Consider the following 15,925-nt stretch of genomic DNA (forward strand, 5'->3'; position numbering starts at 1 on the left):
GTGCATGTAACTGATTGGACACACCGATCTAGAAATCGAGCCTTTGCTCCGATGAGCGGGGCAAAAAAGGGAATTGATTTCTACACGGGCCGGCGGGCTTTAGCAGACCACTCCCCCACGCTGATTCTTCGACCTCTCTAACCAACGTTAGGCCTGCGACGGCGCAGCGACTTAATAGCGAACATGGATTGTCAGTTCAGTCTCCCATCAGTGCCTGACCGTGAGCCCTTAAATTTTTGGCATCCACACCTGAATTAATGAAAACAGTCGCCCAAGCTCAATGGGTTTTGCCAGATAATCATTGGCACCTGCCGCCAAGCATCGGTCTTGATCTTCTTTCGTCGCTTTGGCAGTCACCGCGATGATGGGTAGCTTACGCCAAACCGGGTTTTGCCGAATACGCCGTGTGGCCTCGAAGCCGTCCATCTCCGGCATCATGATGTCCATGAGCACAAGATCGACATGCTCCGCTCCTTGGAGTCGCTCAATAGCTTCAACACCATTGCGAGCTACCACAATCAAAGCCCCCCTTTGCTCCAAGGCGCTGGTCAACGCAAAGATGTTTCGCACATCGTCGTCCACTACCAATATAGTGCGACCCTCGAAGGCTCTATCGCGGTTGCGTGCCACCATCAGCATCTTCTGCCGATCACTGGAGAGGGTATTTTCTACCTTGTGCAGGAACAAGGTCACTTCATCCAGAAGGCGTTCAGGAGAGCGTGCCCCTTTGATGATAATCGTCTGGGAGTAACGGAGTAATTCTGCTTCCTCTTTCCGGGTGAGAGATCGCCCTGTGTAGACAATCACCGGCGGCGAAGATGGCAAAGCCTCCATAGACATGTGTTTGAGCAAGTCGTTGCCCGTCATGTCTGGCAGTGACAGATCGATAATCATGCAGTCAAATGCTTCTCGGCGCAGGAGGACAAGCGCATTTTCCCCCGACTCCACCGCGCTGATTTCAACATCATCGTCGCTGATCAATCTGACTACGCTCTCGCGCTGGCGGGCATCGTCCTCAACCAGAAGCACCCGCTTGACCTTTTGAGCAAGTTTTGACTCCAGTCTGGCAAATACCTCTTTAAGTTCGACCAACGTTGCTGGTTTGACTGCATAACCGACAGCGCCAAGCTGCATGGCAGTCATCTGTCGTTCTTCAACGGATATTACGTGGACTGGAATATGCCGCGTGGCTGCGTTTTCTTTCAGGCGGTGAAGCACAGTGAGCCCAGAATGATCTGGCAACCGCATATCCAAAAGAACGGCATCCGGACAGAATTTCGATGCCAGTTCAACCCCTTCATCTGCACCGTGGGCCACCAGACATTGATACCCCTGATCGTGAGCAAGATCATAAAGAACCTGAGCGAAGCGTACGTCATCCTCCACAACCAAGATCACGTGTTTGTCGAACGGCGCGTATTGGCGATCGTCTGCAAAGGTGGCGATCGAAGCAAGTGAAGCACGGGTATCGCTCGCCTGTGGCGAAACCGGCATCGACGCTACTGAAACTGCCTGCACAACCATGGCCGGGAGAATCTCGCCATCGAAACGTTCTGGGATCGTCAACGTGAAGACACTGCCCTTGCCTAGAGCGCTAGTCACGCTGATAGTCCCCCCCAGCAGTTCTGCTAGCTGACGGGAGATCGACAACCCCAACCCAGTGCCGCCAAAACGCCGGTTAATTGAACCGTCTCCTTGATGGAACGCCTCGAAAACACGCTCGATTTGATCAGTTGCAATGCCAATGCCCGTATCGGATATAGCAAACGCGATACCCCCGCCTGGCTGAGACGAAACCGTCGTCTCCACACGACCGCTCTCTGTAAACTTGATCGCGTTGGCCAACAAGTTTTTTAGTACCTGCTCCAAGCGCTGCTGATCCGTGTATATGATCGGCGCTACCCCCTCTTGCAACTCAACGGAAAATTGGAGCGCTTTCTGGTCCGCGAGTGGCTTAAACGTATTTTTCAGATTCTCGACCAAACGCGCAGTGCTGATTTCGCTGGGAAATAAATCAAATCGGCCCGCTTCGACCTTCGCAATGTCAAGAATGTCGTTGATCAGATGCAGCAAGTCATTGCCCGCAGAATATATCGACTCAGCGAACTTGACCTGTTCCTGCGTGAGATTTTCACCAGCGTTATCGGCCAAAAGTTTAGATAAAATCAGAGAGCTGTTGAGGGGGGTGCGCAGCTCATGTGACATGTTCGCAAGAAATTCGGACTTGTATCTGCTCGCACGCTGCAGCTCTTGCGCCCTGGCTTCGAGCTCTGATTGAGCCAGCTGAAGCTCTTCGTTTTTCCTATCAAGACTGTCGCGCTGCCGGGCCAGCTCCAGCCCTTGGTTGCTCAACTGCTCGTTTGTCTGCTCGAGCTCAACCTGCTGAACCTCTAGACTGGCTTGAGATTCTCTCAGTACGTGAGACTGCTGCTCCAGTTCTTCATTGGAGGTGCGCAGCTCTTCCTGTTGCACCTGAAGCTCTTCGTTCAGCTGCTGCGTCTCCTCGAGGATTTCCTGAATGCGTTGCCGGTACCGTGCAGACTCTACCGCTACCCCAACATCATGCATCACCAGCTTCAGCAGCTCCGCGTCTTTGGGTTCCAAAGCTCTTAGGAAACCCAGCTCAATGACGCCGTTGACCCCATCATCGTTGGCTACCGGCGCGATTAGTACGCTCGTAGGTCGGGCATCGCCCAGGCCGGATTTTACTTTTAGGTAATCTGGAGGAAGGTCATTCAGCGAAACGATGTGATTTTGCTCCGCAACTTTTCCGATCAAGCCCTCCCCCAGTTGAAATGCCTGGCCCATTGAAGCTTGCTCGCGTGAAAACCCAAAGTTCGCCACGCGTACAAAATCGCCGAACGGCTGCCGGACATAAACGGCAGCGACCACAGCGCCCAAGTATTCGGCGAAAAACTCCAGGACATTTTTTCCAACCGAATCCGCGGATAGCTCGCCTAGCACGCGCTGGGCGAGCTGGCTCTGTCCGTTTTTGAGCCAAGCGTCGTGTTCCAATCTGGTTTTGCTTTGATTTTGGGCGTCCACGATAGTGGTATACGAAGTGGAGAGCTGTATGAGCTCTCTACGACCGAAATAGGCAAGAATAAGGTTTGCAGCCAAGGTGAATAACACGAACGTGCTAATCGTAATGAACGTCGTGCGACGTACCGATTCAGTTCGCAAGATTCTCAGCCCCTGCTCCATCGCGATCAGGTCTCTGAACTCCGAACGCATCTCATCACCGAGTTGCTTACCTTTACCCATTCGCAAGATACTTTCGACATCGCCGTTGCTACGCCGTATTTCAATGATCCGCTGCGCCCGATCTGCCCAGGCCGCTTGCAGCGCTCCGATGCGCTGCAACCGGTCTACTTGAGAAATGTTGTCCGACACCAGGGCCTGAAGCGCCTTGATATTCTCAGGAACACGGACTCGGGCAAGCTCATAGGTATCGAGGTAACGGTCATCACCGCTAAGAAGATACCCTCGAACACCACTCTCCATGTCCACGGCGAGTTTCTGCGTTTCATGGGCATTGTTGATCACACGATCCGTGTGCTCGACCCAGTCGATTTGATCGAGAAGATAGGCAATCAAGGAAACGAACAGCAAGATACCAAAAAGGCCAAGCATCACTGGCGCTGCGACATTGCGTCGCAAAATTTTACGGAAATTACGCTCGTCAACAGCTCCAGTCGGCATGTCGAAAATCCTGCAGGGGGGAAGGCGGGAAGCTTATCTGATAATTTGCCATTACTCACCGCCCGGCTATTGCCCGCCATGTGTAATACGCAAAGCTCATGTGGACTCCGTGTATTGCAGTGTGGCGGCTTTAGCATAGCGCTAGGCGACACACTCTGAGCGGCTGTCTCAAGAGACTGGTGGACGCTCCTGAGTAAGAGTCGCGACGAGCTGCGCTTGATGACATTGCTCCACCGAGACGGGCTGCTGGAACTATGGTGGCGTGCGACTTTCGGAATAAGTGTAATCCGTAGCTTTCCGGGAAAAGGAACAACCCATGGCACACTCTGCCCATTATCGAATCGACTACATCCATAACGGCACGTACAAGAGCTTTTACGTCAGCACCGAGACGATGACCAATGCCGAGGCGTGGCACTGGGCTGCTGTAGACTCAGGGGTTGCACAGATCCCGAAATACCGCCGTGACAACGTCCAGGTGGTCAGCAAAACCCTCGCCGAGCGGCACGGAATCGCCGAAGTACAATGGTCTCAGGCCTAATAATTTGAGACGCCCAAGAGTGGAATTTGAGCCTCCGGGCACGACTCAAACTGCTGCTACGGTCACAAGGTCCATCACCCTGAATTGACATCGACAGCTGCGGCAGGTGGAGGGTCGAGGCTGACTGGCCTGTTAGCTTTCGCGAAATGGATGTCAAACCCATCGGAACACTGCTTCGTTACGCGCGGGAATATCCCATCATCAAATGAGTTTCTCCTTTCCCGGCCAGCACCAGAATATTGGTCAAGAAATGCGCCGGTTGCTCAGCATTACAAGGCGATCGTCGAAGGCCCGCTATCAGACCCATTCTAGACGCCAGGGTTCGAGCAAAAGCTATTTTCCTGGATTTACGGCCCAAGCCCATCACTTTAAAATACCTCGTATTCGTAAGGCTTCACTGCTAACTCCCAGGACGGATCTGGACGGCCATGACAAAGGCTCTCAGTCAAAACGAAGGGAACCCAGTCATAGAGGTCATTGATGTCCGCTGATCATTACAATGCTGCGCCCGTCCCCCCAGAGCAAGGAGCAGCCAACGCCGAAGAGCTGGCTTACCGACTCCGTCAACAGCAGCTGACGGCAGATTTTGGACTGCTCGCCTTAAAAACCCACGATGCACAGTTATTGCTTCAGGAGGCTACCCGTCTGTGTGCAGAGGGCATGTCCACCCTGCTTTGCAAGGTCATGGCGTTTCAGCCGCAAGAGGGGGACTTTCTTATGATCGCCGGTGTGGGCTGGAAACCTGGATACGTAGGGCATGCACGAGCAGGAGCCGATCTGGAAAGCCCGGCGGGTTTCGCTTTTCAGACAAGACGAGCGGTCATTTCCAACCACCTGCAGGCAGAAGCGCGTTTTCGCACACCACGAATCCTGGCTGACCACAACGTGAAGCGGGCGATCAACGTGGTTTTACTAGTCGCGGAAGAGCCCTATGGCGTACTCGAAGTGGACAGTCCGCTCGATGGCCGATTCACCGAAGCTGACCTGGCATTTATGCAGGCCTTTGCAAATCTCCTGGGCGTTGCGTTGCAACGTCAGCGCTATGAAGACGCACTGCGGGCTAACGAAGAGCACTTACGGCAAGCCCTTGAATACCAGCATGTGTTGACGCAGGAGGTCAGCCATAGGGTCAAGAACAGCTTGACGATTGTGGCGGGGTTGCTGCGCGTGCAGAGCAACAGCTCATCATCCTCAGAACTTCGGCAGGCACTCGGCGATGCAGAAACGCGGGTATTGACCATTGCGCAACTGCATGACCGTTTGTGGCAAACGGGCGAAGTGCGAAGCCTGAACCTGGAGGATTTTCTGAGGGAACTCTGCGAGAAATTCAGCAGCTCCGCGTCGACCAAAATCCTGACGTACGACGCTCCTCCTGTAATGATTCCCACAGATGACGCGATTCCTCTAGGCCTGCTGGTGAACGAGCTGGTCACCAATGCAGTGAAATATGCCTCTCCACAGAAACCAGGCGATGTAAGCATCAGCATCAAGCCCAACGGCGACCGTCTACGATTGGAAGTACGCGATCGTGGCCCGGGGTTACCTGAGGATTGGCAGCAGAGGAAACCCGCTAGCCTAGGCATGAAACTCATTTCTCGCTTGAGCAGACAGCTGGGAGGTGAACCTCAATGGGAGAATGCTCTTCCTGGTTCACGCTTTACTCTGGAATTCTCTGCTTGAGTATTCCAAGGTCCTACTAGGTTGCCTCAGACTTTTCTATGCCGAAACATCAAACAATGGTTCATGATTTTCAAAAAATCGCGTGATGGTTTAGTCGGTAATTCTTCAGCAAACAAATCAATGTAATTATCGAGCGCAGCCTGCTCGCATGGGTGCTCCCACCCTGTCAGACGATGGCAGAGAACGGTCATCTCCTTACCTGCAGACGGCAATGGGCAAAGCAGCCATTCCACTCTTGGGCTGAGGTACAAAGGCAAAGGCGGCTATCGCGGAAAGTACTGCAAATGCTAGACTTCGCGTCTACTCCAGCTCCGGCAGAGGTCGTCATGCCCGCTCAATCTGCTCCCCGTCAGCTGGAGGCTCACCCCGCCTCTTCGGTCACCGCGACAGATGTACCATCAGATATCGCGTTACTGCACGCGATCAGTACCGAGTTGATCGGTGAACAACATCTGGAGGCACTATACGGCAAGATTGTGGACGCGGCAGTGTCCATCACCGGCTCCCAATTCGGAACAATGCAACTGCTTTGCCCCGAGGGCCACGCGTCGGGCCACGGTGGCAAACTTCAGTTGCTTTGCTCGCTAGGACTGTCTCCAGAGGCGATCAACTTCTGGCAGTGGGTCAGCCCAACGGCTCATAGCAGTTGTACTCAAGCGCTCAAGCTGGGTAAGCGGGCCATCATTCCGGATTTCGAGGAATGGGCAGAAATCGCCGGGACCGAAGACTTGTCGGCTTTTCGCAAAACGGGGATACGATCGGCGCAGAGCACCCCACTGCTCTCACGCTCTGGTCAGTTGTTAGGGATGATATCGACTCACTGGCGCGATGCGCATCATCCCTCCGAGCAGGACCTGAAACTGCTGGATATTCTGGCGCGACAGGCAGCTGACCTGCTCGAACGTACCATTGCTGAAGAAGCGCTGCGCGCGCGCGAGCAGGACCTCGAACGCACCTGCCATACGCTCCGTGACACCGAGGCGAAACTGAGGCTGCTCAACGAAGCTCTGGAGCAGCGGGAGGTGAGCCGTACAGTCCTGCTCATGGAGCTGGAAGAGAAGCTGCGCCAGTCTCAAAAAATGGAAGCAGTGGGTCAGTTGACTGGAGGTATCGCTCACGACTTCAGTAACTTGCTCACGGGTATCTCAGGCTCCCTGGGCTTGCTGAAATTGCGTGTGGCACAGGGCCGAGTGTTGGACCTCGACAGGTACATCACGATGGCACAGAGATCCACCGATCGCGCTGCTGCACTAACGCATCGACTGCTTGCGTTTTCACGTCGTCAAACCTTGGAGCCGCTGCCCACCGACGTCAACATCTTGATGCACGAAATAGTCGATTTCGCTCGGCGTCTGATGGGGCAAGGCATCGAGCTCGATGCTCATGGCGATCCAAATCTGTGGCAGGCTTATGTCGATTCCAGCCAGCTTGAAAATGCACTTTTAAATCTATGCATAAACGCTCGGGATGCAATGCCGGACGGCGGTCGCATCACGCTCAATACGACCAACCAGCAGATAGATCAATCCGCAGCGCAAAGTGAAGGTCTCGCTGAAGGCCAGTATTTGTGCATTTATGTCAAGGACACAGGGTCGGGCATTCCGCCCGAAACCCTGGCTCATATATTTGAGCCGTTTTTTACCACCAAGCCCGTCGGCCAGGGCACCGGACTTGGCCTTTCGATGGTCTATGGCTTTGCCAAGCAATCAGGTGGTCAGGTGCGAGTCTGGTCGAGCGTAGGTGAAGGCACGACAGTCTGTATCTACCTGCCCCGTTATCTGGAGGAAATTTCCGAGGCTCCGGGCAAAGCCAGTTGATCAGTGTGCGGTCAGTCTTTGGCAAATCGCTTGCAGCTGAATCAACGTGAATGGCTTGTTCAACCAATGCACCTGATCATAGTCCAGCGTGTTTACCGCAGCATGGAAACCTGAGGCGACGACTACAGGCACCTGCGGTACCAAATCATGCAGCCTTTGGACCAGCTCGAGCCCGTCGATACTGCCAGGCATTCTCAGGTCAGTGATCAGCAGATCTGCATCGAAACCATTGTGCTGAATGTGACTCCAGGCAGAATCTGCCTCGCAGAATGCTCTGACCCTATGGCCTTCCATTTCCAGAATTTCGACCATGATGGTCAATATGTCCTGCTCATCCTCGACAAGAATGATGGTGCTCATGAGGTAATTCCTGTCGTGACGATCAGACCTGCCTGAGCGGTGTCTGAGCATTTGAGTGCATGTAACTGATTGGACACGCCAAGCTTACATTCAAGCGTTCAGTCCAATGAGCGGGGTTCAGAAGTACTAAATTCTACCGCGTGCGCAGGCCTTCCGGACCAGTGCTCGCGCCCAATTATTCAATGTCCTGATCCAATAGTATGGCCTGCGACTCAGGATGCTTATAAGGGCAAGAAATACGTTATCACCAATAATTGACCCACCAAGGCATGAGACAGGTTTTGCAGATCTCGGAAGGAGACGCATAAACAAGGTTCAGTATTTACCCGTTGAAAATGAGCACTGCTTGGCTGAAGTTTTGATCCAGCGCCTCGGGGTTGACCCGTCCCTCTGTGTGGAACGGCAGCTATCGACCCAAAGCTGCCGGTCAGCAATGGTTAAAATTGACCGCTTGTCTCCCCTCGCCAAGGGCAGCAATTCTACCACTTGCCCCCAGTTATCGATGGTAACAAACCACTCCCCCTCATCTTTGTCACACCACTGCTGCTTCAATCCTTCTGGAACGCCAGGCATAAGCCAACACCATCAGCAATCCCAGAGCAGCCACCGCTGCTCCGGCCAGGGAAATCGCCGGATAACCCAGACCAGCGTTGATCACCGCTCCGCCCAGCGCTGCGCCAATCGCGTTGCCAAAATTGAAGGCGCCAATGTTCACCGCAGAGGCAAGATTTGGCGCGTCCTTCGCTGCTTCCATGACGCGCATCTGTAGCGGCGGTACTAGGGCAAAACTAGCGATACCCCATACAAGGATGGCTAGAGCAGCCGGCACCGTCCAACGCATCAGCAGGGTGAACGCCAGTAAGACGAGAATCAGAACGCTTAGCGAGACGATCAAGGTGCGATCTATCGAGCGGTCGGCGGACTTGCCGCCCCACACGTTGCCCAGCGTCAACCCCACCCCAAAAAGCACCAGCATGGCGGTGATGTAGGTGGTGGAACCATTGGTCTCGCTGCTGAGGATCGGCGCGATGTAGGTGAAGACGGTAAACATTGCGCTAGACCCCACTATGGTCAGGGCCAACGCGCCCAGCACCGGACCACGCCCCAGTACCCGGATTTCGGCCATTACACCGACGCTTTGCGGCGTCTTCAGGTTAGGCAGGGCGAACCACAACGCGGCCATGGTCACCACCCCGAGGCCGGTAATTCCCCAGAAAGCGGTACGCCAACCGAACAGTTCACCAAACCAGGCGGCCAGCGGTACACCGCCAATGGTCGCCAGGGTCAGGCCCATGAACATCGCCGCAACCGCCCCGGCACGTTTTTCCGGGGCGACCACGCTGGCGGCGACGATGGAGCCAACGCCAAAAAATGCACCATGGTTCAGTGAGGTCACCACCCTGGCGACCATGAGGCTGTAGTAATCGGTGGCCAGGGCTGACATCAAATTACCCAAGGTGAAAATCGCCATGAGCCCGATCAGCAGATAGCGCCGGGGCATCTTGCCGGTGGTCAGGGTCATCAGAGGTGCGCCGAGCAATACTCCCAGCGCATAAGCACTGACCAGCAAACCGGCGGCGGGAATGGAAACGCCCAGATCCGCAGCAATACCCGGCAACATACCCATGGGGGCGAATTCTGTTACGCCAATACCGAAGGCACCGATGGCGAGCGCGACAAGTGGTGGATTAATGCGCATGGAAAGCTCCTTATCTATGCCGCTAATGCTACGATCCGGTTTTTTCAGGCGGTAGATAGCATTTTTGGCAATCACCTTTGCGCAGGACGCACAAGTGGACTTTAACGGCAGGTCAGGTGAAATGAGTGTGTTCACCACCGTGGCGCAGGAGGGCAGCCTGTCGGCCGCAGCGCGTGCACTGGGCCTGACACCCTCGACAGTCAGTCGGATAATCGCGCGTACCGAGCAACGTCTTGGCACCCGCCTGCTGTTGCGCACCACTCGAGCGATCACCTTCACTGCCGAGGGCGAAGCGTTCCTGCGCGGCGCCCGGCGTATCCTGGCCGACATGGACGAGGTCGAAGAAGCCATCGCCGACCAGGGTGTACCCAGGGGGCGATTGCGGGTCAGTGCCGCCCTCGGCCATGGACGGCTGGCCATCGTTCCCTTGGTCGCCGCATTCAGCGCCCGTTACCCGAACATCGTCGTAGACCTCACCCTTGGCGACGAAGTGGTCGACATTCTCGGCGGACAGGCCGACGTCGCGGTCCGCTTTGGCCATCTGCCCGACAGCCCGCTGACCGCGCGCAGGATCGGCGACACCGGCCAGGTAGTGGTGGCATCGCCCGAGTATCTGCAGTGCCACGGCATCCCCCAAGAACCGGAAGACCTGCTACAGCACAACTGCCTGCGCTTCAACTTCCGGCGTGCCGAACCCAACTGGCCGTTCATCCGCGATGGAAAAGAGTTTTCCCTAAAGGTCAGCGGCAACATCGAATGCAGCAGTGGTGAAGCGCTGGCACAACTCGCGCGAGTAGGTGCCGGCATTGCACGTATCGGTGAGTTCAGCGTGAGCAGGGATCTGCAGCGCGGCGACCTGATTCCGCTGTTGGAAACCTAGAACCCTGGAGACCAGGAACCGATTCATGCGGTGTTCGTCGGCGGGGCGGCAATGCCGGTGCGGGTGCGATTGTTCGTGGACTTCTTACTGGAACATCACCGGATGTAAGCGAAAGCTGACATTTCCGAGTACTCGTGATGTTGAAGTGACCCAAAAATTTTTGGGGCACTATCCAATAGGTGGTTTGCCTTGCTGGAACAATCTCGAGCTCTGGCATTGATGGGTCGTCCGCACGTCTTAAACGGCCGTCGTGAAAGACCGCTTTTGGCCGTGAGCTGCCTCAGGACTGGGTATTCGCATCAAGAATCGGTCTGAGCACTATCGCCCCGTTAACCAATTCGATGCTCAAAGAATCACCCAAACCGACGTTTATTGCTGCAAGGACATCAGGTGGGAGATCGATGATTACGTCTCCGCTACCATCACCTAGATCTTGGCACTTCACGATTGTCCGCACGGATTGAGTCATAAGGGAAAAGGTCTGGACTGATGGGAAAGGCCTCATCCTACGCCAGCATGGCCCCTCCACGAAGCCATACAGCCTGTCTGGCGAGCAGCCCTATCAAACCTGACTGGCACCTTTACCCTCGCGCGAAGTCTAGGATCTCGTGGAGCGCAACCCACGGAGACTCGGATTTTTCTCCCTTGGCCGCGCATATCCGAGCATGAGAAAACGGCCTCTCACAATCTTCCAGTGCTTGGCTTTCCAGGCAATCACTGCAAACCGCTCGTCCTGCAACAATCATCCACCGGGTGCTCCATTCTTCAATCCTCCCCCTCATTGTCCGTAGCCGGATCTCTTCCGTGTACGCTCTAGAGAACCGACGATACATTCGGGACAGCCGCATTGATACGCTCAAAAACGTATCCTTATTTGGGAGTAATGCCGCTATCCTCAAAACACGAGACATTGCGCTCAGCACGCCTTCGTCACCGCCAGCTGTCGGCCAAAATTGATCGTTCGAAAAGCGAGAGCGTCGCGCACGGATAGTGATGGCGCAGCTTTTGAGCACGGCATCAAAGAGGGAACATCGCCGAATGACGCCACTCGTATGATTGGGTTAGCATCTTAGTACCGCACCAGGAGGCTATGGCATGGCTGCTGTGCGCAAAAACATCGTCATATCAGATGCACAAGACCGCTGGATTAAGACTCAGATCGAGTCAGGCCGGTACGCGAGCTACAGCGAATGCATCCGCGCGCTCATCCACCGTGATCAGGAGCGATCTGATATTACCGAGGCTATCCGTTCTGCACTGATAGCCGGCGAGGAAAGCGGCGAACCTATCCGATTCGACCCGGACGCATTCAACCAATACATGTCAGATACGAATTGATGGCGTATTGATGTTGGTAGGGCATCAGTGAGCGTAGCGTGAGCCTCAGTCGTCAGCCGAGAGCGAATCTGTCGCAATGACTGGAGTTGCGCAGACCCCTCTAAAATGTCAGGACCGCAGGATGGTAACTGGGACTTCATTCCGACGACCTCGAAAGCATGAACCTTATTTCTACTGATGCGATGAGTATCTCGTCGATTGGCCAGCACACAGCGATCAAGCCGATACTTTACGTACAAAGCCCAGAGTGAGCTGCTGGCGCAAAGTCGGGACTCGGTATCACTAACGCCCTAACACGTTGACATGCCGGCCGCGAAGGTTAACCTAAGCACAAGTGGAGCGACCCTGGGTAATGGGCATGGCTACGAAAGAAAGTGAAAACGTAAAGTCGGCGGCTCGTGCAAAGCTAAAAAAAATCCAGCAATCGCCCGGCTACAATAGTTTCTTCAAGGAAGCTGCAGTTGAGGCGTTCGGTGCCGTTGAGACGACCGCGTTTGCTGGCAAGTCTATGAGCGGCAAAGCTTAGGCAACCGCGGCGCGAGTGTCCCATTTATCTGGACCATCTGAACCCCCTCAATAGGTCAGTATTGTGGCGAGGTTCCGCTTCTAAAAAGTTGACCTCCCCTTCAAAGCGGTCATCTAAGACCGCCATGACCGCACCGGTTGCCTACCCCCTCGCTGGCGGGTTCGGACGTTTGGCGCGTAGTAAATTGACTTTCAGCTCAGCCGCAGTCTGCCGCTCCTGCTTCCATGCGGGTTGGCCCGGAGCGCTGCGCCAAGACTCGAGAAGCGGACTGTTATTGACCGTGTCGAACCCAAAATCGTCATAGAGTCGTGTCGCAAATTCAATCGCCTCCTGAAAGTTGCTAGAAGCCACAAGAGCTAACCTATCTGGTGACCCGGCCGGCCTGCCCCGTGTGGTGATTCGTGGAGCCTGGATGTGCGTAAATGCCTTGACGACTTTCGCTTTCGGAAGGTGTTCTTGACGAATCTCGTGAATAGTTTTCTGACCGCCATCTACGAGGTCGAATGCGCCGTCCCGCCACGCCATATAATTGTTGGTATCCAGCACTATCTTACCCGCGAGCCCTTCTATCGGTATGTCGTTGATCCTTTTCAGCGGGACTGCAATAACAATTACGTCGCCTGCCATCGCGGTCCCCGCTGCAGTTTTCGGGCGCGCCCGCGGGCCCAATTCGGCTACCAGTTCGGTTAGCGTGTCCGGGTGGCGCGAGTTGGCGATAACGATGTTATAGCCGCACGCAACGGCCGCTCGGGCAATCTGGCTGCCGACTTCGCCTGCCCCAATAATCCCGATGGTAGTCATTAATTCTCACCTGAGGTCTGCTTTAATCACTGCCCTGAGCGTGGGCCGGGCAGTGGAAAAACCTGCCCGGCTGTATTTCAAGCGCCGAACGCACCATCAATGGTGTGCATTGCTCCGGTGACGAAGCTTGCTTCCGGACCGGCTAACCAGGCGACCAGTCCCGCTACCTCTTCAGAACGACCATGCCTCTTGATCGCCATGAAGCTGTGCATGAGCTCTTTCATCGGGCCGTCCGCTGGATTAGCTTCAGTATCAATTGGCCCTGGTTGCACAATGTTGATCGTGATTCCACGCGGGCCGAAATCACGGGACAACCCCCGTGCCATTCCTTGAAGCGCGGATTTACTCAAAGCGTAAGATGCCATGCCGGGGATGGGCATGCGGTCACCGTTCACTGAACCGATCACGATAATCCGACCGCCTTGAGGCATTTGTCGCGCCGCCTCCACGGAGGCGTGGTAAGGCGCTTGCACATTTATGCGAAACAGACGATCAACCGCGTCCGGATCCTGCTCTAGCGCGTCGCCGAAGATGGCGATGCCTGAATTTACTATTAGTACGTCCAACGGGCCGCTGTCGCGGACACGAGCAATGACCGCATCACGGTCGGCACTGTCGGTTGAGTAGGCTCTGCCGCCGGTTTCGGTAGCCAGAGAACGTGCCGCTTCCGGCGAACCCGAGTACGTAAAAGCAACGTTGGCCCCATCAGCTGCAAACCGCCTGACTATCGCCGCGCCAATTCCACGGCTGCCACCAAGCACCAGCACCGACTTGTTCTTAAAATTCGACATGAACGTACCTCCCCCTTGATTAGTGTAGCGCATGATACAATTATCGATCAGCACACTGTCAAAGGATTTTGTAATGGTGACTACAGATAAGCCAGCACGTGGACGCCCTCGACAGTTCGACCCAGACCATGCGGTCGCCACGGCTCAGCAGCTGTTTCATGCCAAGGGCTACGATGACGTAAGCGTTGCTGACCTCACGCATGCGCTGGGTATAAACCCACCGAGTTTTTATGCGGCATTCGGCAGTAAAGCCAAGTTATACAAGCGTGTGCTGGATCGGTACGCCCTCACGGGCGCCGTCCCATTATTGGAGATACTTGGGGCAGAGCGGCCGTTGGCTGTCTCGCTCGCTCAAATATTGGAGCAAGCCGCGCGTGCTTACGCCGCTGATCATTCAGCCACTGGCTGTATGGTGCTTGAAGGCACTCGATGCAACGACATGGAGGCGCGGGGGGCCGCTTGCGGCTTCCATATCGCTGCGCAAGATGTGATTAGAAACACTATCGCCGAACGCTACCCACAAGAGGCTGACCGGCTGGCAGACTTCGTCAGCACTACGATGGCGGGCCTGTCGGCCAGCGCACGTCACGGCCAAAGCTTGGATCGACTATTGGCCACTGCACAACTTGCCGGCGTTGCGCTCGCACAAGTTATTCCGGTCTGAGCATAACCAGGATGCTGTGTTCAGCATTCGCTACATGGGTGGCCAGCGACACCAATATCTGCCTTGCAGCCAGTAGCCGACGGTCCAAAGCGGCTGCTATCGGCCAAAAGCGGACATCGGCAAGCGACTGCTGTCGGCCACTTGCTGTCTCTCGCCACCGTCCATTCTGGCCGGCAGTGTATCCTGCTCCTCAAGCCGTGCTTATGTGCACTCAGCAATCCGGACAGTCAAAGTTTCAAGGTAGAAAAAATGCTCTCACATCGGATGGTAGCCTTCCTTGAGGAGTCGGCGGACTCATCTCATCTCACCTCGTTTATCCTGAAGGAGGTTTGTTGTTCAGCTACCAATATCCCTACAAGCGAGCGCATTGCTGCCTGAAGGGGGACATGCGGAATGCTTTGTACAACGTTGGTCTGAATAAGTATTCCGAAATAACTGAACAGGCAGCGAACGACTTGGCTAGTTTTTTCAGCGTGCTCTTGGAGGTTACACTAAGGACGCACCGACAGACTGCACTGTCCTAGCTGCCTGTAATTTGATCGATTATTTGGAGGAAGACCTACAGCACGACTTGGTTGAGCTTGTTGTGGAGGCCGGTGACTACGACATGACTGCTACATTCGAAATGGCAAGCAGAACACGAAATGACTATTCAAGGCTGGAGTTGTTCTGGTCTGTCGATTGACCGCATTTGGCCGATAACTGACTTTCTGATTGGAAAGGCCGAGCTGGAAGGGCTGATAGGCAGCTAGTACGCTTGAGTCTCTCTAATGATAGGAACCTGACATGGGACATGATTCCTCGTTGCAGATCGAACGCGCCGCTCATGAGGAGTTCGTTCGGCTTTGGAGTCAAGGAAGCTTCGAGCATCAGCGACTGGGCCAAGCGTTTTACAACCACTTCAATCTACACAAACTCACCTATCAGGCCGGATTACACGTTCTACATGAGGCCGACGGTGATAAAGCCTCACGCTTGATCTTGAGGCTTTTCCACCTTCACTGAGTGGCAGCTATCGACCCAAAGCAGTCGTTTTACAATGGATAAGGGCAGAAAAGGACTGCTTCCTGGCATCCCGAAGTGATCACAATCGCGTGCTGGTCAACCTACAGGTCTTCGCCGGTAG

Annotated in this window: 10 protein-coding genes and 2 pseudogenes; 7 read left to right on the plus strand and 5 right to left on the minus strand. The window is 54.9% G+C overall.

The features are described 5' to 3' along the window. Positions 1 to 228: 228 nt before the first annotated feature. Positions 229 to 3,702: a response regulator gene (locus AC07VF_RS16095; protein ID WP_346627939.1), complete on the minus strand. Its 3,474-nt coding sequence runs from the start codon at positions 3,700 to 3,702 to the stop codon at positions 229 to 231. Positions 3,703 to 4,018: 316 nt separating this feature from the next. On the opposite strand from AC07VF_RS16095, the gene AC07VF_RS16100 reads away from it, so the two are divergent. From AC07VF_RS16100 to AC07VF_RS16110, 3 genes and pseudogenes are all read left to right on the plus strand, one after another. After that, positions 4,019 to 4,243, plus strand: coding sequence for a DUF6555 family protein (locus AC07VF_RS16100; RefSeq protein WP_346627938.1), 225 nt, complete (start codon positions 4,019 to 4,021; stop codon positions 4,241 to 4,243). Positions 4,244 to 4,723: 480 nt separating this feature from the next. Beyond that, entirely contained in the window at positions 4,724 to 5,923 is a 1,200-nt protein-coding gene (locus AC07VF_RS16105; protein ID WP_346627937.1) for a sensor histidine kinase, read from the plus strand. Positions 5,924 to 6,249: 326 nt separating this feature from the next. Continuing rightward, positions 6,250 to 7,701, plus strand: a pseudogene (locus tag AC07VF_RS16110) (GAF domain-containing hybrid sensor histidine kinase/response regulator); the annotation flags it as partial. A gap of 39 nt (positions 7,702 to 7,740) precedes the next feature. Here the strand turns inward: AC07VF_RS16110 and AC07VF_RS16115 are convergent. Next, on the minus strand, positions 7,741 to 8,100 hold the full coding sequence (locus tag AC07VF_RS16115) for a response regulator (RefSeq protein ID WP_346627936.1): 360 nt from the start codon (positions 8,098 to 8,100) through the stop codon (positions 7,741 to 7,743). A gap of 532 nt (positions 8,101 to 8,632) precedes the next feature. After that, positions 8,633 to 9,799 (minus strand): MFS transporter, encoded by a 1,167-nt coding sequence (locus AC07VF_RS16120; protein WP_346627935.1) that lies wholly within the window; start codon positions 9,797 to 9,799, stop codon positions 8,633 to 8,635. Positions 9,800 to 9,893: 94 nt separating this feature from the next. Between AC07VF_RS16120 and AC07VF_RS16125 the strand changes: the two are divergent. The 3 genes and pseudogenes from AC07VF_RS16125 to AC07VF_RS16135 all read left to right on the plus strand — a co-directional run bounded on the left by AC07VF_RS16125 (position 9,894) and on the right by AC07VF_RS16135 (position 12,543). Next, positions 9,894 to 10,787: pseudogene (locus AC07VF_RS16125) on the plus strand (LysR family transcriptional regulator). Positions 10,788 to 11,774: 987 nt separating this feature from the next. Then, a complete protein-coding gene (locus AC07VF_RS16130) occupies positions 11,775 to 12,017 on the plus strand; it encodes a type II toxin-antitoxin system ParD family antitoxin (RefSeq protein WP_346627933.1) in 243 nt (80 codons plus the stop codon). 358 nt (positions 12,018 to 12,375) lie between these two features. Continuing rightward, entirely contained in the window at positions 12,376 to 12,543 is a 168-nt protein-coding gene (locus AC07VF_RS16135; RefSeq protein ID WP_187292090.1) for a hypothetical protein, read from the plus strand. 141 nt (positions 12,544 to 12,684) lie between these two features. On the opposite strand, the gene AC07VF_RS16140 is transcribed toward AC07VF_RS16135, so the two are convergent. After that, a complete protein-coding gene (locus AC07VF_RS16140; RefSeq protein WP_346627932.1) occupies positions 12,685 to 13,344 on the minus strand; it encodes an NADPH-dependent F420 reductase in 660 nt (219 codons plus the stop codon). 77 nt (positions 13,345 to 13,421) lie between these two features. Next, positions 13,422 to 14,135 (minus strand): SDR family oxidoreductase, encoded by a 714-nt coding sequence (gene bdcA, locus AC07VF_RS16145; RefSeq protein WP_346627931.1) that lies wholly within the window; start codon positions 14,133 to 14,135, stop codon positions 13,422 to 13,424. Positions 14,136 to 14,208: 73 nt separating this feature from the next. Between bdcA and AC07VF_RS16150 the strand changes: the two genes are divergently transcribed. After that, positions 14,209 to 14,799: a TetR/AcrR family transcriptional regulator gene (locus AC07VF_RS16150; protein WP_495009275.1), complete on the plus strand. Its 591-nt coding sequence runs from the start codon at positions 14,209 to 14,211 to the stop codon at positions 14,797 to 14,799. Positions 14,800 to 15,925: the final 1,126 nt, after the last annotated feature.

The sequence above is a fragment of the Pseudomonas sp. GW821-FHT02H06 genome (assembly GCF_059421525.1).